Genomic DNA, 23,455 nt, shown 5'->3' with positions numbered 1-23,455 from the left:
TTTTCTTTTCTTAAAAAGGAAGTTATCCTGTAAAATTTGGCTTATCTGAAGGAATATTCCTCCCTTTTCGTTATAAAAGTTGAAAAAGAGCGCACGTTAAATATGAGTTCATTTATTTATGAAGAGATACTACATAAACTCATCAAGGCGGTGAACATATGCGTAAGTTATGGTTAATAACCAGTATTCTTACTTTAGCTGCTTGTGCTCCAAAAGAAATTACAACGGATAATACTGAGAAAACAGCCATCCCCATTCAAACAGCCAAAGTAAAAGAACAAGATATATCAGGGCTAATGGAGCTATCAGGCATAGCTAAGCCTGCCAAACAGGCTCCTATTGTAACATCTCTCCCCCTTCCTGTGGAAAAAGTTCATGTTAAAGTAGGCGATAGCGTAGAAAAAGGAGATGTGCTTATTACGCTTAACGATACAAAAGCTCAGCAACAGCTTAATACAGCATCGGATACATTATCATCTATTGATTCCATTCTAAATGAAACTAAAAATGAAGAAATTGGTGCTGAAGTTCAAAAGCTTCGTAAAGATTTGCAAACCTCTATTTCTGCTTCTAAATCTCTGTTAGAGGGAATAGAGCAAGGAGAAAAAAGACAACAAGAAGCTTTAGCAAAAGGCCTAGAAGTAGTGGTAACTCAGGCTCAACTTTCTCAAAAGATTCTAGAAAACCAAACAACAACTGTCCCAGCAGAAACGTTGAATCTACAAAAACAACAAGCACAAGTAGCGGTTGATGAAGCTAAGACAGCGGTTGAAAACACTGTCCTCAGGGCTCCTTTCAGTGGACAAGTTGCAGATATTACAGCTGTGGAAGGAAGTCCACTTTCACCAAACTCTCCTGCTGCTGTCATTGTGAATCAAGATACAATACAAGCAACATTTCAGCTAAACAGCTATGAAATAGCAGAAATAAAACCAAATATGAATGCTTCCCTTGCTTTTGATGGAATTAAAGAAAACTACCGAGCAACAGTTACAAGCATTTCTCCAACAGCAAATCCAGAGACAGGCCTATTTCCTGCTTCCATTTCTGTACAAAATGAGAACGGTGCCATTAAAAGTGGTGTTCGGGTTTCTGCCTCGGTTTCTGTTCAAGAAGTCAAAGATGCTCTTACAGTTCCAGTAGAAGCTTTGCTTTATAACAATTCTAAACCATACGTTTATGTTGCAAATCATAATAAAGCACAACGACGAGAAATTGAACTTGGAATAAAAAGTGATAATGCATATGAAGTGAAAAAAGGGCTAAAAAAAGGAGACCTTGTAATTATTGAAGGAAAAGAAGATGTAAATGACACCAGTGATGTAGAAGTGATCAAAGGAGACGTTTCATGAAAATTGTCCAATTCTCTGTTCTTCGTCCTATTGCTATGTCAATGGTTATTCTCTTTCTTATTATCCTTGGCAGTGTTAGCGTTAAAAACATGTCTATTGATTTATTTCCTGAACTTACCTTTCCTACAGCCGTTGTGACAGCTACATATGATGGAGCGAGTCCAACAGAAGTAGAAAATTTGCTTGCCCAACCGATTGAAGGTGCAATGGGGACCATTCCAAATATTGAAAAGGTTTCTTCTGTTTCTCAAAATGGTGGTGCTCTTGTTCTTGTTCAGTTTAATTGGGGGACAGATATGGATTTTGCCACTCTAAAAATGAGAGAACAAATTGATGCGGTTCGTGATGTTCTACCAGATGGTGTCCAAACACCAAAAGTACTTCGCTTCAACCCAAGTGATCTTCCCATTATGCAGCTTGCTATAACAGATACAAAGGGAAATATTGAAAACGCAAAAGAAGTAGCAGAGAAGGAAGTAAAGGCAGCGGTTGACCGGCTCGATGGAATTGCCTCAACTTCTATTGAAGGTGGACCAGAAAGAGAAGTTCAACTTATTGCAAATCCGCAAAAGCTACTTTCTTATGGCATCACATTGAAGAATCTACAAGAAATCATTGGATCAGAGAATATTGATTTACCTAGCGGAAATGTGGAAGATCACCAAGAAACACTGCCAATTCGCATTACAGGTAAGTTTGACTCTTTAAATGATTTAGAAATGCTTCCCATTCCAACTAAGAAAGGAATTGTTCTTTTAAACGATTTAGTAGGAATAGAACAAAAAGCACAAAGAGAAAATGGGTTAAGTTATTTAAATGGAAAAGACGCTGTTGGTCTTTCTATTTTAAAACAGTCAGGAACAAATACAGTACAAGTTGCTAAAAATATTCATAATGAGATAGAAAATTTGAAAGAAGAGCTTCCAAGCAACATTCAGATTCAGACCATCTTCGATCAAAGTATGTTTATTAACCAATCCATTTCTGCTGTCTCAAGCAATATGATTGTAGGAAGTTTACTTGCTGCTTTCGTTCTTTTTCTATTTTTACGAAACTTTAGAAGTACAATGATTATTTCCTTAGCGATTCCACTGTCCATTATGACAACGTTTATATTTATGTATTTCAGTAACCAAACACTCAATTTATTGACGCTTGGTGGGCTTGCCTTAGGTGTCGGAATGATGGTTGATAATGCCATTGTTATTTTGGAGAACATTTATCGTTTAAGACAAGAAGGAGAAGGAAAAAAAGACGCCGCTATAAAAGGTACCAATCAAGTTGGACAGGCAATTATTGCTTCTACTCTTACAAGCGTTGTTGTATTTCTACCGATTATCTTTGTCGATGGCCTTGCTGCTCAACTTTTCAAACCGCTTGCTCTTGTTGTTTCATACTCTCAGTTTGCCGCTCTATTTACGGCCCTTATTATCGTTCCTCTTCTTTCTTCTCTAATTTTAAAGTTAAAGGAGATTGAGAAAAAAAGTGTCTTCGATAAATTCAACAATCGCTATAAAGCACTGCTTTCCTCTTCGTTAAAACATCCGAAAAAAACGGTCGGTGTTGTTATTGTTCTTTTTCTTCTTTCCTTTGCAGGGATACCTTTTATTGGCACAGAGTTTTTACCCTCACAAGATCAAAGCTATCTATCTATTGAGGCTGAACTTCCTCCTGGAAGTACAGTTGAGAAAACGTACCGAAAAGTAAAGGAAATTAATGAGAGAATAAGACCTGTTGAAGAAATTGCGAACACGTACGTTACGATTGGTGGCAGCAGCAGTTTTTCAATGGGTGGCAGAAATAGCAATAATGAAGCAAATTATAGCGTTCTATTAACAGATATCGGAAATCGTTCAAGAACCGATTTAGAAATTGCAGAGGACATTCGCCAGAAGTTAAAAAACATCCCAAACGCAGATATTACGGTTTCCTCTGGGACTTCTGGTTTTTCTGCTAATCCTATTTCTTTGAAAATATCAGGTCCTAATCTTGAAACATTGCGAAGCCTTTCAGACCAAACAATTAACCTTATTTCAAAAGTAGATGGAGTAAGAGAACCGAAAGCAAATTATGAAGAAGGAAATCCTGAAGTTAGTATTTCTATTAATCGTAATAAAGCTGCTCAATATGGAATTGGCAGTGCTTCTGTTGCTCAAACAGTCTCAGACGCCACTAAAGGTCTTGTTGCAACAAAACTTTCAGGAAACGCTGGTGAAGAGCTTGATGTTCGTCTTCTCGTAGACGAAAAGTACATTTCCTCAACAGAGGAGCTTGAGAATCTTACTATTCAAACACAAGGGGGGGCATCTATTCCTTTAAAAGCTGTCTCATCCATTTCAAGAGATACGGGTCCTTCTCAAATTACAAGAAGTGACAGAGTAAGAGAGATTACCGTAAATGCTGATATTCTAAATCGTGATCTCGGTACCATTACGAAAGATATTGAAAAAACATTGAAAGAAAACTTGCCGTTACCAAATGATCAATACAAAGTAACCTTTGGCGGACAAAATGAACAAATGAATGATGCTTTTTATAAATTATCTCTTGCCCTTGCACTTGCCGTTGTACTTGTTTATATGGTAATGGCTGCTCAGTTTGAATCGTTTTTTCATCCTTTTTTAATTATGTTTTCCGTTCCATTAACATTCATTGGGATTATTCTTGGGCTCTTCATCACAAATGAACCGCTTGGGGTTGGTTCTCTTGTGGGAATTCTTATTTTGACAGGCATTGTGGTTAATAACGCCATTGTGCTTATAGACTATTTAAAGCAGCTCAGAGAAGAAGGATACGATGCCAAAGCAGCCATTTTACTCGCTGGCCCTACAAGACTCCGCCCTATTATGATGACAGCTCTCACATCTGTTCTTGGCCTTCTTCCCCTTATGTTCGGGATTGGAGAAGGCACAGAAATCCAGCGTCCAATGGCAATTGTCATTATATTTGGTCTTACAGTTTCTACTTTTATTACGCTCATTTTCATTCCAACTTTATACTATATGTTCGAACAAAGAAGGATAAAGAAAAAGGAAAAGACAGGATGAATATTCATCCTGTCTTTTTTATAAATCATCTAGAATGTTATCATGTTCTTCTTCACGAAGCTTTAATACTTCATCAGCATTTAGATAAGATCTGCCATACCATTGTTTATCTTTATAAGTATGAATTGTCTCATATGTTCTTTTCATATGCTCTAAAATATCTTCTTCTGTTTCTTCATTAGGTGACCAATATAGAATCTCCATTGTATTCACTTCATTTGTAGCAAGAGAACGGCGACGATAGCCAATTGAACGAGCATGTTTAAAACCTGCTCTCTTGTAGAAACGAAGTCGTTTTTCTGTATCATGATCATCTTCATCAACGGGTTCCACTTCTAGAATGATTGGTTTTCTTTTATCTTTGAGTTTATCAAGGAGTTTATTACCAAGACCTTGCCCTCTTGTTTTACCTGATACGAATAAATAATCAATAAATAAAAACTCATCAAATTCCACATACATTAAAACGTGGTTTGAACTTTCATCTTTGTGATAAATATCTCCTTGTTCACTTAGCAGTGCCTCAATATGGTCCTTTGATTTCATTTCCTCCACCGGAAAATATTCGCTCAGTTTCTCATACCAATTCATTGTCTTATAGTAGTCCTCCCTTATTTTTTAGCGTTCTCCCTTTTATCCAAATTAAAAAGTGAGTCGCTCTATAACCATTCTTCCCATACCCGTGAAGAAGAAAACCTAAACTTCTTTGAAATCTAAAAAAGAGCAAACTCTAAAAGAGTATGCTCGCTAACTTTTATAATAATCTTTTTGATATTGAATAAGCTCTGACTCTGAACAATAAACAAAATGACCATCAGCAACTTCTTGAAGTGAAGGTGTTTCATTTGTATAGTCATGTACTGTCACGTCATATGATTGTCTTACACGCTTTCGTTCAAAATCAGGATCTGGAAGCGGAATAGCTGATAAAAGGGCTTTTGTATATGGATGTATTGGATTACGATAAAGCTCTTCACTTGTTGCAAGCTCAACGATTTTCCCAAAGTACATTACTGCAATTCGATCACTAATATATTTGACCATTGATAAATCATGAGCGATAAACAAATAGGTTAGTCCACGCTCGCGCTGCAGTTTTTTCAATAAGTTTACAACTTGAGCTTGAATTGATACATCAAGAGCTGAGATTGGTTCATCTGCAATAATAAACTCAGGTTCAACAGCAAGCGCTCGTGCAATACCAATTCTTTGACGTTGTCCACCGCTAAATTCATGCGGGTAGCGGTTTGCATGTTCTCTATTTAATCCAACTGTATTCAGAAGACTATATACTCTTTCCATACGATCTTTTCGATTTTTCGCTAAACCATGGATATCGATGCCTTCGGCAATAATATCGCCAACGGTCATACGTGGATTAAGAGATGCATAAGGATCTTGAAAAATCATTTGCATTTTTCGGTTGAACTGTAATAACTCTGAGCGTGATTTTTTATCGTGAACATCATTTCCTTCATAAAGAACTTTTCCATCTGTTGCATTATAAAGTCTAATAATACTTCTGCCTGTTGTTGATTTCCCGCACCCAGACTCTCCTACAAGTCCAAGTGTTTCACCTTTATAAATATCAAATGTAATCCCGTCAACAGCCTTTACCGTTCCTTTGGAAGATGGGAAATGCTGTTTTAAATTTTGAATTTCAAGCAGTTTCTCAGCCATTTTGCTCACCTTCCTCAATTAACACTGGGTTATCGTAACTTGTATTAAGTGCTTTAATGCGTTTTTGAACAGCAAGTGGTGGTTCAACTTTTGGTGCGTCTGGATGTAAAAGCCATGTCTTTGCATAGTGCGTGTCTGACACTTTGAACATTGGTGGTTCTTGTTCAAAATCAATTTTCATCGCATATGAACTTCTTAGCGCAAAAGCATCTCCTTTTGGCGGGTTAATCAAGTCTGGAGGTGTGCCAGGAATAGCTAGAAGCTCTGTTTGCGCATCGTTATCAAGACTTGGCATTGAAGCAAGCAGCCCCCATGTGTATGGATGCTTTGGATTATAGAAAATCTCATCGACTGTTCCTGTTTCAACAATTTGCCCTGCATACATAACCGCTACTCTGTCTGCTACGTTAGCAACAACTCCAAGATCATGCGTGATGAAAATAATAGCTGTGTCAATTTTCTTTTGTAAATCTTTCATAAGCTCTAAAATCTGAGCTTGAATTGTTACATCAAGTGCTGTTGTTGGCTCATCTGCAATCAACAACTTCGGTTTTGCAGCAAGCGCAATGGCGATAACAACGCGCTGTCTCATTCCACCGCTGAATTCATGAGGATATTGATTGACTCGTTTTTCAGGCATTGGTATCCCAACAAGCTCTAATAGCTCAATTGCACGCTTTTTTGCATCCTCTTTTGAGATTTTTTCATGTTTGAAAAGAACTTCTGTAATTTGTTTTCCAACTTTCATTGTTGGGTTAAGAGCTGTCATTGGGTCCTGAAAAATCATCCCAATATCTTTTCCACGGATAGCCTGCATTTGTTTTTCTGTTTTTGGAACGATATCATCTCCATCAAGCAATATCTCCCCATTTTTAATAAAACCAGGAGGCATTGGGATGAGTTTCATAATTGTTTGTGATGTTACACTTTTCCCTGATCCAGATTCCCCTACAATCGCAAGTGTTTCACCTTTATCCAAATGAAAATTCACGCCTCGAATCGCTTGGACTTCCCCACCGTATGTTTTAAATGATACTGATAAGTTTTTCACTTCTAGTAAATGTGACATCTTTCACCCTCCCTTATTTTCTTTGTTTTGGATCTAACGCATCACGCAGTCCGTCTCCAATTACGTTAAATGCAAAAATCGTTAAGCAAATAAACGTGGCTGGGAAAAGCAAACGCCATGGATAGTATTCAAGGGCTGGTACTCCTTCTGTTGCCATTGTTCCCCAACTTGCTAATGGAGCTGGAACCCCAAGGCCAAGATAGCTTAGAAATGCTTCTGTGAAAATAGCGCTTGGAATCGTTAACGTCATTGTTACAAGAATAGGACCCATTGAGTTTGGAATAAGGTGTTTAAACAATAGGCGACTTGTTTTTGCCCCTAATGTTTGAGAAGCAAGCACAAACTCTTGGTTTTTTAATTGGAGCACTTGCCCGCGTACAATACGAGCCATATTAATCCATCCTGTAATCGACATTGCAATAATCATTGGAAGCAGTCCTTTATCCAAAATAACCATTAAAAGAACAACCATTAAAAGATAAGGAATTGCCCATAAAATATCTGCAATCCGCATCATTGCTTCATCGGTTTTCCCACCGCGAAAACCTGCAATACTTCCCCAAATCACCCCAATAATTAAGTCAATAAAAGCAGCAGCAAGGCCGATGAAAAGAGAAATACGTGCACCTTCCCATGTTCTGACGAAAATATCTCGTCCAAGGTCATCCGTTCCAAACCAGTGCTCACTTGAAGGAGGTTGATTTGTATTTAATAAATTTGTTGTTTCATAGTCATATTTTGAAAATATTGGAGCAAAGATAGCCATTACTAAGAGAAGAATAATCAGCACTGTGCCAAACATCGCAAGCTTGTTCTCTCGATAGCGAAGAAAAGCGTCTTTCCAAAATGATAGACTCGGCTTCGAAATTTTCTCAGCCTCATTATGATTAGTAGATACAGGTTCAAACATCTCTTTTGGAATTTGTTGCATGAGTTAAGCTCCTTTCTTCGCTTTGGAGATTTTAATACGCGGATCAATAAATCCGTATAGAATATCAACAAGTAATACACATAATAGTAAGATGACACCGAAGAAGACGGTAACGCCCATGATTACTGTATAATCACGGTTTGTAATACTGTTAACGAAGTGAGCCCCAAGACCCGGTATTCCAAAGATATCTTCAATAACAAAACTTCCTGTTAATACTCCAGCAGTCATAGGTCCCATATACGTAATAACCGGAAGCATTGCATTACGAATGCCGTGCGTAATGGTTACTCTTGCTCTACTTAATCCTTTTGCTTTTGCTGTGCGGATATAATCGCTTCCTAGTACTTCAATCATGCTAGAACGAGTAAGTCGAGCAATAAATGCCATCGGGGTTGCAGCAAGGGCTAGTGTTGGTAAAAATGTATGTGCCCATGACTCCCACTGTGCAACAGGGAATAAACCTAGCTTCATGGCAAAGATATACTGAAGAGCAGCTGCCATAATAAAGCTTGGGATAGATATTCCAAGTACAGCAATAACAGCTACCGTATAATCCGGCCATTTATTATGATTTAATGCTCCAATAACTCCTAATAGCACTCCTAGCGCTAAAGCAAGTAGAATCGCTTCCATTCCTAATGTAAAAGAAATTGGAAATCCTGAATTAATGAGGTCATTTACTGTCTGACCTTTATATTTAAATGATGGACCAAAATCCCACTGTGCTACTGAAACTAAGTAATCAAAATATTGCTTATAAAGCGGCTGATCTAGACCATAATGTGCATTTAAGTTTGCTTCAATCTCAGGTGGAAGCTTTTTCTCTCCGGAAAACGGTCCCCCTGGTGCTGCTTGCATAAGGAAAAACGTAGCTGTCACAATAATCCATAGTGTAATAAGAATATAAACTAGTCTTTTTCCAATGTATCTTAACAAAGCACTACACCTCCACGGTTTGACAAATTTTGCGTTTTTCAGACAGAAAAGTATATGAGAACACGACTCTCATATACTTTCCGTCTTCATATGAAATTACTTTTTATTCAAAGTAAGCCCATTTGAACTGTACATCACCAAGTCCTGATAAGACAGCTCCTTTTAAGTTTTCATCTTGCAGCCATGGGTTTGTATAGAAATAGATTGGTGCAATTGGTAACTCATCCATAATAATTTTTTCAGCGTCTTTTAGCATTTGTTCACGCTTTTTCGGATCTGTTTCTTGCGCAGAGTCAATTAGAAGCTTTTTGTATTCTGGATTTTCCCAATTCGTATCATTGTTTCCGCCTTCTTTATCGCGATAAAGCTCAAGGAAGTTAATGGAATCGTTGAAGTCCGCAAGCCAGCCTAAACGACCAATTTGATAGTTTCCGCTATGAAGTTTATCAATGTATACGTTCCACTCTGAGTTATCTAGCTCAACGTTAACACCAAGCTCTTTTTTCCACATTTCTTGGACTGCTTGCGCAATTTTAGCATGTGCGTCATCTGTGTTGTAAGAAAGGTTAATTTTCGGAAGTTCTGATGCGTCTTTAAGACCCATTTCTTTTAAACCTTTTTCAAGATATTCTTTTGCTTTTTTCACATCATGATCTTTGAAATAGCCTTTTTCATTATCTTTAAAACCTTCCATTGTTGGCGGTACAAGCGCCATTGCTGGAAGTTGTCCTGCCTGTGTTATTTCTTCTACAATTGCTTGACGGTTAATTGCGTAAGTTAGTGCTTTACGGATATTAACATTGTCGAATGGTTTTTGTTCTGTATTAAACTTATACACATATACAGAGGCAATTGGTTCAACGTTCAATGAACCATCTTTCTCTAAACTAGGAATCGCTTCTGTTGGAAGAGATTCAAACGGAAGACCAGCCCAATCAATTTCACCTTTTTTGAACATATTTAAGTTTGTTTGAGCGTCTTTAACCATTGCCATTGTAATCTTTTTCAACTTTACAGAATCCTTGTCCCAATATTGATCGTTCTTCTCTACTGTAATAGAACCGCCATGCTTCCATTTCGTCATTTTGAATGGTCCGTTTGATACATAGTTCTCACCAGCATTTGTGTACCATTCAGGATTTGCTTCAGCTACTTTTTTGTTCACTGGGTAATACGTGTAGAACGCTGTTAACGATTCAAAGAACGGTGTTGGGTTTACAAGCTCAACTTGTAATGTTTTGTCGTTAACTGCTTTTACGCCAACGTCATCAAGGCTTCCACCTTTTGTATTTGCTTCTTCTGCTCCTTTAATATAATAAAGCTGATAAGCATATTGTGATTGGTTGTTCGGGTCTAATGCCCATTTCCAAGCATATTCGAAATCTCCTGCTGTTACAGGATCTCCGTTTGACCATTTCGCATCATCGCGAATTGTGAAAGTATATGTTTTCTTGTCTTCACTCGTTTCAATTTTTTCAGCCATTGCGTTTTCAGGTTTTCCATCTTTTCCAATGCGCGTTAGCCCTTCAAATGTTTGTAATAAAACGTTACTTGATACATTATCATTTGCTAAACCAGGATGTAGTGAAAATGGCTCAGTTCCGATATTAATCTTCAACGTGTCCTTAGAACCACCATCACCTCCGTCTCCACCGCTTGAAGATTCTTTACTACCGAATCCACATGCGCTCAAGACAAGTGTAAAAACAAGTAGTAAACTTGTAAGCATTGCCCATCGTTTCTTTTGCACGATCGTTTCCCCCTTTTTCTATTTGTCAGCAACCACACGCATAAGTTCCTACTAATCTAAATTTTCAGAATAGGGACAGTATTAATTAGTAGTTCTTTTAGTAGATAAAAGATGAATGGCTCATTATTCATTTTATTATGTAATGTTTTATAACATCGCGTTCATAAGGATGAATTGACCATTTATTTGTTCTTTTCTGAAAATTAAAATGTTGTAATGAACTTGTAAAATTTCTGTGGATTACGTTTATTATAAATAGTTTAAAAATTTATTGCAATACTAATTTTCTATAATTTTCATAAAAAAAAAGAAGTTGTCAGATAGAAATTACCAGCTAAACTCTATACCGCTCTTGTGAAACAACCAACATATAGCTAATTCACAATGTTTAGGAATCCGAAATGACTTTATCTAAAAAGCTTTTCGCATATAGTATGGGAGATAATATTACACAAAAATTTTATCATTTTGGAGTTTGGAGAATTCGAATCATTTATGTATAATAGAAGCAGAGATTTAATATCAGGCAATGAGAAAGAATAGTACATATGGAATGTGACTTTTTCAGAGAGTTTGTGGTTGGTGTGAACAAACAGTTACTCATATGGAATGGACTTTTGAGCTTCTAAGTGCAAAGCTTAGACGTATTATTCAACGTTACTGAATACGAGCTGGCTTTTTAAAAGCAAGTAGGGTGGTACCGCGAACCGATTCGTCCCTAGTATTTACTAGAGATGAATCGGTTTTTTAGCGTTCAATAAAGAAAGGATGAAAAACAAATGGAAACTATTTTTTCAGGCATTCAGCCGAGCGGTTCCGTTACATTAGGGAACTACATTGGAGCAATGAAACATTTTGTAGACTTACAAGAGGAGTATAACTGTTATTTTTGTATTGTTGATCAGCATGCAATTACAGTTCCTCAGGATCGTCTAGCACTGCGCAAAAATATCCGCAGTTTAGCAGCTCTTTACGTATCAGTGGGGATTGATCCAACAAAATCAACGCTGTTTATTCAATCAGAAGTTCCAGCACATACTGAAGCAGGATGGTTGCTACAATGCGTCGCTTATATTGGAGAACTTGAAAGAATGACACAGTTCAAAGATAAATCCGCTGGAAAAGAAGCCGTTTCTGCAGGACTACTCACATATCCGCCATTGATGGCTGCAGATATCTTACTTTATGGAACAGATGTTGTACCTGTTGGTGAAGACCAAAAGCAGCATATTGAATTAACACGTGATTTAGCAGAGCGGTTTAATAGAAAACACAATGATATCTTCACAATTCCAGAACCGCGTATTCCTAAAGTAGGTGCACGCGTTATGTCATTAGCAGATCCAACTAGAAAAATGAGCAAATCAGATCCAAACCAAAAAGCTTTTATTACGTTGCTTGATGAGCCAAAGCAAATTGAGAAAAAAATTAAAAGTGCTGTAACAGACTCAGAAGGAATCGTAAAATATAATCGCGAAGAAAAACCAGGCATTTCAAATTTACTTGGCATCTATTCTATCCTTGGGAATAAAACAATTGCAGAACTGGAAGCCCAATATGAAGGGAAAAACTACGGGGAGTTCAAAAGTGATTTAGCACAAGTCGTAATTGACGCTCTTGCTCCTATCCAGAAACGCTATTACGAACTTATTGATTCAAAAGAACTTGATGACATTTTAGATCAAGGTGCTGAAAAAGCGAACAAAACAGCAAATAAAATGCTTAGAAAAATGCGTAATGCAATGGGGATTGGACGCAAACGCTAAAAAAGGCTGCAAGTGCAGCCTTTTTTTAATTTACCTTTGATTCTTGTTCCATTTCCCACAGTTTTTCAAAGAATGGCTGTCCTTTTACAAGTCGTTCACATAGTAAAAGGTGTCGTCCTGACCATCCTTCTTTTGTTTCTTCGTAAAGTCGCTCCCACACTTCGTTAAAAGCCATTGTTTGAATTACTTCATACTCACTTGGATTCCACTCTGTGTACCAGTAGCGAAGCTGAGCTGTATTCTTTGATGTATGTAATTGATCTAAAGCCATAAAAAGAAGTTGCTTAAGCTGTCTTTCTTTTCGTGTTAAGCCATTCATTAATATAGGAGACGGCGATAAAATATGATGTTCCTTTTTTAAGAGCTGCTCTTTATCGAATTGAAAGAAAAGTTCATTTTCATCTTTCACCATCTCATAAACAATTTGCTCTTGCCTTGGAATAAGACGACTTTTGCGAATTGGAATTTGATATCCCATTGTATCAATAGCTAAAATATTTTTTCCATCTGTTACAATAAAACAATAGTCCATTTGAATGCGTTCATGATTTTTTCTGATATATGCTTTTTGATAGATATCAGATAGAAGCTGCTCTGGAAGCTCGGCTAAATCGTTTTCAATGTAATCAAAAAGCAGAGAATTAATTTTAAGAAGCGGAGCCTGATCTAACAACTCTACAGTATCTTCTTTTCTCCATTCATGAAATGAACATACATTGTAACCATTTTCTTCACCCTCAAACCAATTGACCCATACGTCATGAAGATATAGCATTTTTATCCCTCGCTTTATCACTGTTTATTAAAAATCAGTATAGGCATAGAAAACTCTTTTTATTCTATTTCAACACATATTTTATCCAACATTCCTCTACATTTTTCGATATATGAAAGAGAAGAAATGTATTTTAAAGGTTTAAGAAGATGCTTTCCATAAGAAAGGTAATCTTAACAAGACCACAACTTACTTACTACCTTTGTAATAAAATTCCCCCCTCTACTCTCCTATAAAACGCTGTTTTTAAAGTTTTATGAAAAGTTTTCCTCAGCCCACTTTGACTTTTCTAGTATGCTCTGCCCGTCTAAAAAAAATAAATCCTTCATTTTGTAAGATTGGTTTGAAAGTAGAGTTTGAACAATTTGAAAACCAACATGGTACCCAACCATCCTTGGCATAAATCCCCCTCCAACAAGCAATTGATCATGAGCTCGCTCTCTTCTTTTTACATGTAGAGAAGGTTTAATTACCTTTTTAAACAGATGATGAGCCTGTTTTTCTGTATAGTATGAAGTCCAAGAAGAAACATAGTCTTCTCCAACGTATTCTTGAACAGCAGACTCTGCAAGTCCTTCCATTATAATAGAATCAATGAGTGTATAGTTTTCTTCTTTTTTATTTATTTTGTGTAATCGACATACGTGGTGATATTCGTGTACAAGAACTGCCTGAATCTCTTTTAAAGGTAAACTTTCGCTCAAGAAAAGAAACACCTTATCATTAAAGGCTAATCCTGATTTTCCACGCTGAGTGCGAACCATTTTTTTCTTCATTACGTCTAGTGGTGCAAGAAAAAGAGGAACGTTTGGGCCTTCCCATTCTTTTTGCAATTCCTTATACGTTTTCTTAATACATAAAAGCACTTCTTTTGAAAAAATAGGACGTATCTTTTCCTTTTCCCACTGAGGAATGGGAAGCATTCCATTCCTCTGTAAAAGAGGTAAGATGTGCTGGTTGTCATATCCTTTAAAAAAAGGGATGAGCTTTGAAACTACTTGCTCCTTTTCCCATTCGTACATCTTCATAACCTGCATATTTTAAGTCTCCTTTATGCTTTTATGACATCATATGCGGGGAAAAGGAAAATGCACAAAAAAGCGCTCTTTCATTTAATGTTGAAAGAGCACTTTGAAGTCTAGCCTTTATTGATATTTTTTAAAGATAAGAGTTGCATTGTGACCACCAAAACCAAGTGAGTTACTTAATACTGCGTTCACTTCTTGAGAACGAGCTTCATTTGGTACGTAGTCTAAATCACAGTCTTCATCAGGAGTTTGATAGTTAATTGTTGGTGGGATAATGCTATCTTCAATCGTTTTTACACTAAAGATTGCTTCAATTCCACCAGCAGCTCCAAGTAAGTGACCTGTCATTGATTTTGTTGAGCTAATGGCAAGTTTTTTAGCATGTTCACCAAACACTTCTTTAATTGCCATTGTTTCATATTTATCGTTATACTCTGTACTTGTACCGTGTGCGTTAATATAATCAATATCTTCAGGTTTCAATCCTGCATTTTCGAGAGCCATACGCATTGCGCGAGCTCCGCCTTCTCCGCCTGGAGCTGGAGCAGTGATATGATGCGCATCTCCTGTCGCACCATAACCAACAATTTCAGCATAAATGTGAGCACCGCGAGCAAGTGCATGCTCAAGCTCTTCTAGCACAAGAATTCCAGCACCTTCTCCCATGATAAAACCATCGCGGTCACTATCAAACGGACGGCAAGCTGTTTTTGGGTCTGGATTTGTTGATAAAGCTTTGTTTGCACAGAAACCAGCTAGTGACATTCTTGTAATTGGCGCTTCTGTTCCTCCTGTAACCATTGCATCAGCATCACCACGTTGAATAACTTTGAATGCATCTCCAATAGAGTTTGTTCCTGTAGCACAAGCTGTAACAGTACAAGAGTTAAATCCTTTTGCTCCAAGAGCAATTGATACTTGGCCTGCTGCCATATCTGGAATCATCATTGGTACAAAGAAAGGACTCACACGGCGCGCGCCTTTTTCTGTTAATGTTGTGAACTGGTTTTCAAATGTTTCCATTCCACCGATACCAGAACCAATCCATACTCCAACGTTTGGAGCAATCTCTTCTGTAATTTCAAGTTTTGCATCTTCAACCGCCATAAGTGAAGCAGCAACAGCATATTGAGTAAAGCGATCCATCTTTCGAGCTTCACGACGATCCATATATTTTTCAACTTCAAAGTCTTTTACTTCCGCCGCTACTTTTGCAGAGAACTCTTCTTTATCAACTCTTGTTAGTTCTCCAATTCCTGATACACCTTTAATAGCATTTTCCCATGATGTTTTAGCATCATTCCCTAGTGGTGTTAAAGCCCCAACACCCGTAACAACAACACGACGTTTCATGTAGACATCTCCTTTTCTTTCATTTCAAACCTTAAAATAAAGAATTTTTTATAAAAAGCTTATCTTCCCCAACGCATAGCAATCGCGCCCCATGTTAATCCACCGCCAAAACCAACCATAACTAACACATCATCATCTTTAATCTTCCCTTGTTCTAGCTCTTCAACAAGAGAAATCGGAATAGAAGCTGCTGATGTATTTCCGTAAAGGTTCACAGTCTTAGACATCTTCTCCTCAGGAAGATCAAGACGCTGACGAGCAGATTCCATAATGCGAATATTTGCTTGGTGTGGAACTAAAAAGTCCACATCTTCTTTTGATAAGCCTGCTTTTTCAATTACATTTACTGCAGATTCTCCCATTTGACGAACGGCGAATTTGAATACTTCTCTACCGTTCATAAAAATAAAATCTTTTTGTTTTTGATAAAGGTGTTTTCCGCCTGTTCCATCTGCTCCAAGCTCAAAAGATAAAATTCCTCTTCCTTCTGATACTGGTCCAATCACAGCTGCCCCTGCTCCATCTCCAAACAAAACAGCCGTATTACGATCATTCCAATCAGTAATAGAGGAAAGCGTCTCAGCTCCGATAACAAGAATATTTTTGTACGCATTTGTTTCAATAAATTGTTTTGCAGTAATCACACCGTACATAAACCCTGCACAAGCAGCACTAATATCTAACGCTGCTGCACGAGTTGCACCAAGTCGCTCTTGAATCATACAAGAAACTGTTGGGAATGGCTGATCTGGTGTTACAGTTGATACAATAATCATATCAAGCTCTTCCGCTGTGATACCTGCGTCCTCTAGAGCTCTTACTGAAGCATGATAAGCCATATCCGATGTTTTTTCATTTTCTGCTACAATTCTACGCTGTTCAATTCCTGTTCTTGTGCGAATCCATTCATCAGATGTATCCACCATTTTTTCAAGATCATGGTTTGTGAGGATTTTTTCTGGTAAATAGCGCCCCATTCCAATTATTCCTGCATTCATATGAGCAACTCCTTTAAAAGAAAACTCTTTTATTTATCATTTACTATCATTTATTTTTTACACGCTCTCTATTATACAATAAAACTTTTAAGACATAAAAAAATCGCTTTGTTCTCGTCCCCCTGAGACTGAACTGAGCAAAATAGCATTGTAATTTAATATCAATTATTATGACTTGGTACTAATTTTAAATTATTTTAGTGTATTTGTCCACTTCATTCTATACAACTCTCTCAAAAAGTTTAGTATTTATAGTTATTTGCCCTAAACCTTTCTAAGTTCCTATCATATAGTAATAATTGAGGATTGGGTAATTTAGTCAAAGGGAGGGGAAAGGTTTGGCAGACCGTGAAATGGACCATTTCTCTAAGCTTATGTTCGGTTATAGAGCAACAACAAAGGAAGAAGAAAAAGAGACTGAAGAACAAGATTTTGAATTCGAAGAAATCCAAAAAGTAGAAGCTGAAGAAACAAATTATTTTGAAACCTATGAGAATATGGAACTTTTTGAGCAAATGTTTGAAATTATGGCTTCTTTAGAACGTGTGAAGCCTCTTTTAAAAGAAATTTCTCCTCTTTTTCTAAAGTGGTTAAACAAGTAAACGTTCTAAGAAAAAAACAGCTAAGAGGATACTCTTAGCTGCTTTTTTTATGCTTCTTCAGAATTTAGTGCATCTTGTTTACCAAGCTCATATGCTTCATTCATCACTTTTGTAAGCAATGACATAAACGGCTGAAGATGTTCGGCGGTAAGCTCTGCTCCTGTTTCATCTAAGAGCTGCTTTGCCTCTGGAAGATACTTCATTGCAATTTGCATGAACTGCATACCTTTTTCATCCATCTTATGTTCCTCTTTTCTATTTAACGTTACTGTTTCTATCTTAACGAAAAAAAAGAAGAAACGCTACTTTTCATTTGGTAACTTTCCTGTCTTTTGATAAGTTTCAATATCTCGCTGTATTTTTTCTCGAAACGACTCATCTATATTCTGACTAAATTCCCCCATTGAAACAACTCCATCTTGGAAATCAAAGTAAGCATTCCCTGACTGCAGCTCGCCTTTATCAAACTTCTCAGCTGCGACAACATAAAGATGAGCAACATCCTGAACAGTACTTGTTAATACCGTATTTCCACCAAAATGGCTCTGATCAGAGATAAATCCAATTGAATAAAGGTTTCTTTCTTTCAATTCTTCAATAAGTGGAACATTATAGCCATCCCCTGCTGGATATACAACATCAACATTTTTTTGAAGCATATTGTTAAGAATATGCGATGCTGCTTGCACATCGTCCCAGCTATGAACATAGCGAATATCAACATTTACTTTCTTATTCTGAAAAGCAGCTCCATCAGCAAACCCTTTTACCTCTGGCTGCCATGCGTACGCGGCAATGATTCCTACTTGATTTGTCTCCGTCATCTTTCCCGCTACCATGCCACCAAAAAAACCCATAGCATAAGCGCTAAAATTCAAACTTGTTACATTATCCTCTTTTGCATCTCCATTAAACCCTACAAAATGCATATCAGGATACTTTTTTCCAAGCTTATTAAAGACAGGCGTATAAATATCACCATGTCCAAAGACTAAATTGACGCCTCTTTTATGAAATTCTTCTACCGCTTCTTCTATGACACTCTCTGAATCTATTTTTTCTTTATAAAAAATATCAACACCAAACTCAGATTGAATACCCACAAGTCCTGTATAACCTTTCGTCCCCCATACTTGATCATTCACAGTACTTGGGATAAGCAAACCCACTTTTTCGATTTTATGTGGCTTATTGTCACACCCTGTTAAAAGCAAAAAAAGAAGGCATAGAAGCCCTAAACCTTTCTTCTTGTTATTCATTTCTCTCATTTACACCTTTCACTGCCTCGAGTCAAATGTTTAGTTCTCCTATATTCTACAACTTTGATAACCCTTTGTAAAAACCTATTTCCTCCATTAGATAAAAGGTTTTATTACTTTTCCAGAAACAGTAACTCTGTACTCTTTCTCTGTTTCTCAATTCCTTCCTCAACTTTTGTATGGGCAATATGATGGCCCTGACAAAAGATATGAGGACTATTTTTGTCTCCTTTTATTCCAACTAAGGATGCTGCTTTTTGCCATTGTCTCTTTTGACCAGAGATAAAATGGGAAAGAGGATCCAATTTATTTAGCTTACTCTCATCACTAAGTTCTAATGCAACGTCTTCTACATATAATAGATCTCGTTTGTCTTCCGAAATTTTAGAGATTTGATTTCCAAGGAAAGATTGCTGAAAAACCATTGACATAGGCTGTAATGGCCCATAAAGTGTGGCACATCGTACGATATAACAACTTTTTTGGTTACAGTGATGTTGAAGTTTTTTTTCAAACTCATAATATAGCTTACCAGCTGCTGTTGTCGGTTCTGGAAGCGTGGTTTTCTCAACAGTTTGCTGATGATCTCCGAAAACCTCTAGAGATGATGGAAAAATGAGGGGAATATGCTGGCGTTTACAAAAAGAGATAGTCTGTTTTAATGCATCATAAGCTTCAACCATTTTACCTCTTAAAAATGAACGTCTATAAAGATCTCCTCCATCTATGTAAGTAAAATACACTGCTTCAATATTTCGATCTTCAAAAATTCTAGAAAGTTCTGTTACTTCTGTAAAGTTTGCATTACGGCCATACATAAAGGACATTTCTTTTCGCACAATTCCTTCTGCAGGATGACCATCATGGATATATCCATAAACTTCTGTACCTTGCTCTAAGAAGATTTTTGTTAAATGAAAACCTAAAAATCTATTTGCACCAATAATAGCTACCTTTTTCATATGAAGGCTCCTTCTCTAATTATGATACTGTATCGTATGCGTGAAATAAGCTTTGCAATACTTATTTATTTCCACTAAAAGAAGACCTTTTTTAAAAAGGTCTTCTTACTCTTTATAGTTCTTGTTCCCAGCTCTTATAGAATGAACAAAGCGCTTTTGAAAATAAATACTGTTTCTCAGGCAAGTAAAAAGAAATTTCTACATTTCCTCCTTGCTCACCTTTCAATTTTTCATATTGCTTACTATGCTCAACAGAATACGGAGAAGAATTTCGTACATCGGCCCAAATTTTGGCTGGCACTTCGTTTTGATAATATTCAAGCCGCACATGATTTTCCATTGCCTCACGCGTCGTGGAACGTGTTAGATTATGTGCTTCACGATACTCTTTTTCAAGACGCTTTAAGAAAAAAGGATGTTTTTGAGCCTGCTTATAGTAAAGCTCAAAATCTAAACAAGGATTGAGAAAAGCAGTAGATCGAATCTCCTCAGACATTTCTTCCATCAATTGAAGAGCAAGAAGCCCTCCCATCCCTTCTGCTAATAAATGGATTTTTCGATTTAAAATCTCCTGACGTATAACAAGATGATAAAGCTGTCTTGCTAAACGAAAAGCTTTTATACTTCCCCAATTTGCTCCAAACAAGTTTGAATAAAACACTGTGTATCCTTTTTCAAGTAAGCAGTCTACCAGCCGTTCTCTCCCCTTATGCTGAGTCCATAAACTAGTTGAACCTTCTACAAAATGGTTGCTGTCCCCTAAAATTAAAATACCAAATCCATTTGGCTTTTCAGGAAGATGAATAACGTTCCATTGATTTTCAAGCATAAAGTAACGGCAATTCATAATGTTGTCCCCCGAATAGTTACTCTCTAACTTTAACAAGAAAGCAAAATGTTCTCTCGCTATGAACAGTCTATGAGAAAACAAGAGAAATGATAGGGTAGAGCGCCTAGTCTCCGCATTTTTTTAGTATCTGTTTTCTTTTTCATCTGTTTTAAAATGTTCAAAAAGTTTTTTTCTTTACAATGATAATCCTCTAAAGGCTGTGGTACAATAGGAGCAAAAGCAGGGAGAATGAGGTGAGGAATTGAGAGTTATCGTATCTTTATTTTGGAGCTTTTTATTAGTAAACATGACAGCATATGTTGTAAATTCGATGCAAGGTGGTACATATAATTTTACCGTTGCTTCTATTTTATCTGTTGCTGTAACAGTACTAGTTATTATCCTAGGAGAAGCACTTGGCACTGGTGAAGAAGAAAAAAGAAAAGTAGAACTTGGTAAAGAATAAAGCAGAGGATTAATCCTCTGCTTTTTATTTTGTAATGAAAAATTCGCCGTCTTGCATATCGAAAACGATATGATCATTATCTTGAATAGTTCCTTTAATGATTTCACGTGCAATTTTGGTTTCAATATTCTTTTGAATAAAACGTTTGAGAGGTCTTGCTCCATATACAGGATCAAATCCTTCTTTCGCTACATACTGCTTAGCTTCATCTGTTAATTCAACAGAAATTTGACGATTTTGCAATCGTTCGCTAAGCTCCTTTAACATTTTATCTACAATCCCTGTAATTTCACGTACAGTAAGTGGCTTAAATAAAATTGTTTCATCAATACGATTTAAAAACTCTGGTCTAAAATGGGCTTGAAGCTCATTCATAACGCTTCCACGTGCGCTTTCTGTCAGCTTACCGTCTTCTAATCCTTCTAGAAGGTAATGTGATCCAATATTTGATGTCATAATAATTACTGTATTTTTAAAATCAACGGTTTTTCCGCGAGAATCTGTTATACGCCCATCATCAAGCATTTGTAATAAAACATTAAATACTTCTGGATGAGCTTTTTCAATTTCATCAAGCAAAATAACAGAATAAGGCTTACGACGCACTGCTTCTGTTAATTGTCCACCTTCTTCATATCCCACATATCCAGGAGGAGCTCCGATTAAACGGGAAACAGCGTGCTTTTCCATATACTCTGACATATCAATGCGAACCATTTGGTCTTCACTGTCAAACAAGCTTTGAGCAAGCGCTTTTGCAAGCTCTGTTTTTCCTACCCCTGTTGGCCCTAAAAAGATAAAAGAACCAATTGGTTTACTAGGGTCTTTCACACCAGCTCTTGCACGTAGTACTGCGTCTGTGACAAGTTCGATAGCTTCACTTTGTCCCACTACACGCTCTTCTAGGATAGATTCTAAGCGAAGCAGTTTCTCTCTTTCTCCTTCAACAAGCTTAACAACTGGAATTCCAGTCCATCTTCCTACTATCTCGGCAATTTCTTCTTCCGTTACTTCCTCCCGGAGCAAGCTGTGTTCTTCTCTTTCACTCATTTGTTTTTCAAGAGACGCTAGTTCTTTTTCAAGCTGAGGGATTTGGCCATGTCTCAGCTCTGCTGCTTTTTCTAAATTGTAAGCTCCTTCAGCTTCCCCTAGATCACGGCGAGCTTTTTCAAGACGCTCTCTTACTTCTTGAAGTGACTCAATATCTCCCTTTTCCTTTTCCCATTGAAGACGCATTGATTTAGATGATTCTTCTAAGTCTGCTAGCTCTTTTTCCAGAATGCTGAGACGTTCTTGGCTTATGCTATCTTTTTCTTTACTTAAAGCTGCCTTTTCAATTTCAAGCTGCATAATGCGTCGGGTTACTTCATCAAGCTCAGCAGGCATTGAATCAATTTCTGTACGAATTGTTGCACATGCTTCATCAATTAAATCAATGGCTTTATCAGGTAAAAAACGGTCTGAAATATAACGATCTGAAAGCGTTGCTGCTTCAACAAGCGCTCTATCGTGAATATTGACTCCGTGATGAATTTCAAAACGTTCTTTTAATCCGCGTAAAATTGAAATCGTATCTTCAACAGTTGGCTCTGCTACTTGAACTTGTTGAAATCTTCGTTCAAGTGCAGCATCTTTTTCGATATATTGACGATACTCATCAAGAGTTGTCGCTCCAATACAGTGAAGTTCACCACGAGCAAGCATTGGCTTAAGGAGATTACCAGCATCCATTGCCCCCTCTGTTTTACCAGCTCCAACAATTGTATGAAGCTCATCAATGAAAAGTAAAATACGACCATCGCTTTTCTTAATTTCTTGAAGAACAGCTTTTAGTCTTTCCTCAAACTCCCCTCTAAACTTTGCCCCTGCAACAAGCGCTCCAAGATCAAGGGAAAAGATCGTTTTATCTTTAAGCCCCTCAGGTACATCCTTGCGTACAATTCTCTGCGCTAATCCTTCCACAATCGCTGTTTTCCCTACTCCAGGTTCCCCAATAAGCACAGGATTATTTTTCGTTTTTCTGGATAAAATCCGGATAACACGACGAATTTCTGCATCTCTTCCAATGACAGGGTCAACTTTCCCTTCACGTACTTCTTGAACAAGATCACGTCCGTATTTCTCAAGCACTTCATATGTGCTTTCAGGATTTTGACTATTCACGTGGGAATCACCTCTTATTGCTTTCACAACTTGTAAAATTTCTTTTTCAGTTAGGTTATATTTTGAAAATAAGTCTTTAATTTCTTTCTGTTCGTCTTCTGCTAATGAAAGTACAATATGTTCTACTGAAATGTAGGCATCTTTAAAAGCTTCCGCTTTCTTTTCTGCTCGTTGTAAAAGAGCCGAAAAAGAGCTCGTAATATAAATGGACCCCCCTTGGGCTCCTGATCCTGTTATAACAGGTTTCCGCTCAACAGCTTTTTCAACATCAGTTCTAAAGTCCGTTACTGAAATATTCAATTTTTCCAATATGCGCTGCGCTATTCCTTCTCTGTCTTCTAAAAGAGCCGATAGCATATGAATAAGATCAATTTGCTGATGATGTTTTTCAATTACAAGATTTTGCGCACGCTGAATGGCCTCCTGCACTTTCCCTGTCATTGAATTCATATCCATTTAAATCACACACCATTTCACTAATTTGAC

At 37.2% G+C, this 23,455-nt stretch carries 20 protein-coding genes and 1 other annotated feature; of the genes, 5 read left to right on the top strand and 15 right to left on the bottom strand.

Features of this window, described 5'->3' with window-relative positions; translation table 11 throughout:
• Positions 1 to 158: 158 nt before the first annotated feature.
• Positions 159 to 1,352, top strand: coding sequence for an efflux RND transporter periplasmic adaptor subunit (locus B9N79_RS17030; protein ID WP_046216718.1), 1,194 nt, complete (start codon positions 159 to 161; stop codon positions 1,350 to 1,352).
• A complete protein-coding gene (locus B9N79_RS17025; RefSeq protein ID WP_046216717.1) occupies positions 1,349 to 4,399 on the top strand; it encodes an efflux RND transporter permease subunit in 3,051 nt (1,016 codons plus the stop codon). The genes B9N79_RS17030 and B9N79_RS17025 overlap by 4 nt, the downstream gene beginning before the upstream one ends.
• 18 nt (positions 4,400 to 4,417) lie before the next feature.
• Here B9N79_RS17025 and B9N79_RS17020 read toward each other — a convergent pair whose 3' ends face one another.
• The 6 genes from B9N79_RS17020 to B9N79_RS16995 form a co-directional block, all read right to left on the bottom strand.
• The gene (locus B9N79_RS17020) at positions 4,418 to 4,990 is read right to left on the bottom strand and encodes a GNAT family N-acetyltransferase (RefSeq protein WP_040057148.1); all 573 of its coding nucleotides are present in this window, start codon (positions 4,988 to 4,990) and stop codon (positions 4,418 to 4,420) included.
• 156 nt (positions 4,991 to 5,146) lie between these two features.
• Positions 5,147 to 6,088, bottom strand: coding sequence for an ABC transporter ATP-binding protein (locus tag B9N79_RS17015; RefSeq protein WP_094041285.1), 942 nt, complete (start codon positions 6,086 to 6,088; stop codon positions 5,147 to 5,149).
• Complete coding sequence (locus B9N79_RS17010; RefSeq protein WP_040057150.1) at positions 6,072 to 7,148, bottom strand: ABC transporter ATP-binding protein; 1,077 nt, start codon at positions 7,146 to 7,148, stop codon at positions 6,072 to 6,074. Before B9N79_RS17010 ends, B9N79_RS17015 begins: the two co-directional genes overlap by 17 nt.
• Positions 7,149 to 7,161: 13 nt before the next feature.
• Entirely contained in the window at positions 7,162 to 8,079 is a 918-nt protein-coding gene (locus B9N79_RS17005) for an ABC transporter permease (protein WP_019393834.1), read from the bottom strand.
• Positions 8,080 to 8,082: 3 nt separating this feature from the next.
• Positions 8,083 to 9,018, bottom strand: a complete 936-nt coding sequence (locus B9N79_RS17000; protein ID WP_019393835.1) for an ABC transporter permease — start codon at positions 9,016 to 9,018, stop codon at positions 8,083 to 8,085.
• A gap of 103 nt (positions 9,019 to 9,121) precedes the next feature.
• Entirely contained in the window at positions 9,122 to 10,747 is a 1,626-nt protein-coding gene (locus B9N79_RS16995; protein ID WP_040057252.1) for a peptide ABC transporter substrate-binding protein, read from the bottom strand.
• A gap of 541 nt (positions 10,748 to 11,288) precedes the next feature.
• Positions 11,289 to 11,491: a binding site (T-box leader), on the top strand.
• Between the two features lie 56 nt (positions 11,492 to 11,547).
• Here B9N79_RS16995 and trpS point away from each other — a divergent pair.
• Positions 11,548 to 12,534, top strand: a complete 987-nt coding sequence (gene trpS, locus B9N79_RS16990; RefSeq protein WP_040057151.1) for a tryptophan--tRNA ligase — start codon at positions 11,548 to 11,550, stop codon at positions 12,532 to 12,534.
• 25 nt (positions 12,535 to 12,559) lie between these two features.
• Here trpS and B9N79_RS16985 read toward each other — a convergent pair whose 3' ends face one another.
• The 4 genes from B9N79_RS16985 to B9N79_RS16970 all read right to left on the bottom strand — a co-directional run bounded on the left by B9N79_RS16985 (position 12,560) and on the right by B9N79_RS16970 (position 16,688).
• Complete coding sequence (locus B9N79_RS16985) at positions 12,560 to 13,309, bottom strand: YjbA family protein (RefSeq protein ID WP_019393838.1); 750 nt, start codon at positions 13,307 to 13,309, stop codon at positions 12,560 to 12,562.
• Between the two features lie 254 nt (positions 13,310 to 13,563).
• The gene (locus tag B9N79_RS16980) at positions 13,564 to 14,346 is read right to left on the bottom strand and encodes a DUF2268 domain-containing putative Zn-dependent protease (RefSeq protein ID WP_019393839.1); all 783 of its coding nucleotides are present in this window, start codon (positions 14,344 to 14,346) and stop codon (positions 13,564 to 13,566) included.
• A 108-nt stretch (positions 14,347 to 14,454) separates the two neighbouring features.
• Positions 14,455 to 15,690 (bottom strand): beta-ketoacyl-ACP synthase II, encoded by a 1,236-nt coding sequence (gene fabF, locus B9N79_RS16975; protein ID WP_019393840.1) that lies wholly within the window; start codon positions 15,688 to 15,690, stop codon positions 14,455 to 14,457.
• 59 nt (positions 15,691 to 15,749) lie between these two features.
• Positions 15,750 to 16,688, bottom strand: coding sequence for a beta-ketoacyl-ACP synthase III (locus B9N79_RS16970; RefSeq protein ID WP_019393841.1), 939 nt, complete (start codon positions 16,686 to 16,688; stop codon positions 15,750 to 15,752).
• Between the two features lie 338 nt (positions 16,689 to 17,026).
• On the opposite strand from B9N79_RS16970, the gene B9N79_RS16965 reads away from it, so the two are divergent.
• Positions 17,027 to 17,290 carry a hypothetical protein gene (locus B9N79_RS16965; RefSeq protein WP_019393842.1) on the top strand — a complete coding sequence of 88 codons (264 nt, stop codon included), beginning with the start codon at positions 17,027 to 17,029 and terminating at the stop codon, positions 17,288 to 17,290.
• Positions 17,291 to 17,337: 47 nt separating this feature from the next.
• Here the strand turns inward: B9N79_RS16965 and B9N79_RS16960 are convergent, their stop codons facing one another.
• The 4 genes from B9N79_RS16960 to B9N79_RS16945 all read right to left on the bottom strand — a co-directional run bounded on the left by B9N79_RS16960 (position 17,338) and on the right by B9N79_RS16945 (position 20,358).
• Positions 17,338 to 17,529: a ComZ family protein gene (locus B9N79_RS16960; RefSeq protein WP_019393843.1), complete on the bottom strand. Its 192-nt coding sequence runs from the start codon at positions 17,527 to 17,529 to the stop codon at positions 17,338 to 17,340.
• A 63-nt stretch (positions 17,530 to 17,592) separates the two neighbouring features.
• On the bottom strand, positions 17,593 to 18,549 hold the full coding sequence (locus B9N79_RS16955; protein ID WP_040057152.1) for a BMP family ABC transporter substrate-binding protein: 957 nt from the start codon (positions 18,547 to 18,549) through the stop codon (positions 17,593 to 17,595).
• 113 nt (positions 18,550 to 18,662) lie between these two features.
• Positions 18,663 to 19,511, bottom strand: coding sequence for an NAD-dependent epimerase/dehydratase family protein (locus B9N79_RS16950; protein ID WP_048896697.1), 849 nt, complete (start codon positions 19,509 to 19,511; stop codon positions 18,663 to 18,665).
• Between the two features lie 112 nt (positions 19,512 to 19,623).
• The gene (locus B9N79_RS16945) at positions 19,624 to 20,358 is read right to left on the bottom strand and encodes an alpha/beta fold hydrolase (RefSeq protein ID WP_019393846.1); all 735 of its coding nucleotides are present in this window, start codon (positions 20,356 to 20,358) and stop codon (positions 19,624 to 19,626) included.
• Positions 20,359 to 20,602: 244 nt separating this feature from the next.
• On the opposite strand from B9N79_RS16945, the gene B9N79_RS16940 reads away from it, so the two are divergent.
• Positions 20,603 to 20,806, top strand: a complete 204-nt coding sequence (locus tag B9N79_RS16940) for a YjzD family protein (protein WP_019393847.1) — start codon at positions 20,603 to 20,605, stop codon at positions 20,804 to 20,806.
• Between the two features lie 24 nt (positions 20,807 to 20,830).
• Here B9N79_RS16940 and clpB read toward each other — a convergent pair whose 3' ends face one another.
• Positions 20,831 to 23,425, bottom strand: coding sequence for an ATP-dependent chaperone ClpB (gene clpB / locus B9N79_RS16935; protein WP_040057153.1), 2,595 nt, complete (start codon positions 23,423 to 23,425; stop codon positions 20,831 to 20,833).
• Between the last annotated feature and the right edge of the window lie 30 nt (positions 23,426 to 23,455).

This window comes from Priestia filamentosa (genome assembly GCF_900177535.1).
In the GTDB taxonomy this organism is placed as follows: domain Bacteria; phylum Bacillota; class Bacilli; order Bacillales; family Bacillaceae_H; genus Bacillus_I; species Bacillus_I filamentosa.
The sequence above is the reverse complement of the archived record's forward strand: the minus strand, read 5'-3'. Positions and strand labels throughout refer to the sequence as shown.

Excerpts from the sequence above, each read along its gene's own strand:
- B9N79_RS17025 (WP_046216717.1), top strand. The coding sequence starts at position 1,349 with ATGAAAATTGTCCAATTCTCTGTTCTTCGTCCTATTGCTATGTCAATG.
- B9N79_RS16980 (WP_019393839.1), bottom strand. The coding sequence starts at position 14,346 with ATGCAGGTTATGAAGATGTACGAATGGGAAAAGGAGCAAGTAGTTTCA.
- B9N79_RS17020 (WP_040057148.1), bottom strand. The coding sequence starts at position 4,990 with ATGAATTGGTATGAGAAACTGAGCGAATATTTTCCGGTGGAGGAAATG.
- B9N79_RS16985 (WP_019393838.1), bottom strand. The coding sequence starts at position 13,309 with ATGCTATATCTTCATGACGTATGGGTCAATTGGTTTGAGGGTGAAGAA.
- B9N79_RS17030 (WP_046216718.1), top strand. The coding sequence starts at position 159 with ATGCGTAAGTTATGGTTAATAACCAGTATTCTTACTTTAGCTGCTTGT.
- B9N79_RS17005 (WP_019393834.1), bottom strand. The coding sequence starts at position 8,079 with ATGCAACAAATTCCAAAAGAGATGTTTGAACCTGTATCTACTAATCAT.
- clpB (WP_040057153.1), bottom strand. The coding sequence starts at position 23,425 with ATGGATATGAATTCAATGACAGGGAAAGTGCAGGAGGCCATTCAGCGT.
- B9N79_RS16945 (WP_019393846.1), bottom strand. The coding sequence starts at position 20,358 with ATGAATTGCCGTTACTTTATGCTTGAAAATCAATGGAACGTTATTCAT.
- B9N79_RS16970 (WP_019393841.1), bottom strand. The coding sequence starts at position 16,688 with ATGAATGCAGGAATAATTGGAATGGGGCGCTATTTACCAGAAAAAATC.
- fabF (WP_019393840.1), bottom strand. The coding sequence starts at position 15,690 with ATGAAACGTCGTGTTGTTGTTACGGGTGTTGGGGCTTTAACACCACTA.
- B9N79_RS16950 (WP_048896697.1), bottom strand. The coding sequence starts at position 19,511 with ATGAAAAAGGTAGCTATTATTGGTGCAAATAGATTTTTAGGTTTTCAT.
- B9N79_RS16955 (WP_040057152.1), bottom strand. The coding sequence starts at position 18,549 with ATGAATAACAAGAAGAAAGGTTTAGGGCTTCTATGCCTTCTTTTTTTG.
- B9N79_RS16995 (WP_040057252.1), bottom strand. The coding sequence starts at position 10,747 with ATGCTTACAAGTTTACTACTTGTTTTTACACTTGTCTTGAGCGCATGT.
- B9N79_RS17010 (WP_040057150.1), bottom strand. The coding sequence starts at position 7,148 with ATGTCACATTTACTAGAAGTGAAAAACTTATCAGTATCATTTAAAACA.
- trpS (WP_040057151.1), top strand. The coding sequence starts at position 11,548 with ATGGAAACTATTTTTTCAGGCATTCAGCCGAGCGGTTCCGTTACATTA.
- B9N79_RS16960 (WP_019393843.1), bottom strand. The coding sequence starts at position 17,529 with ATGGATGAAAAAGGTATGCAGTTCATGCAAATTGCAATGAAGTATCTT.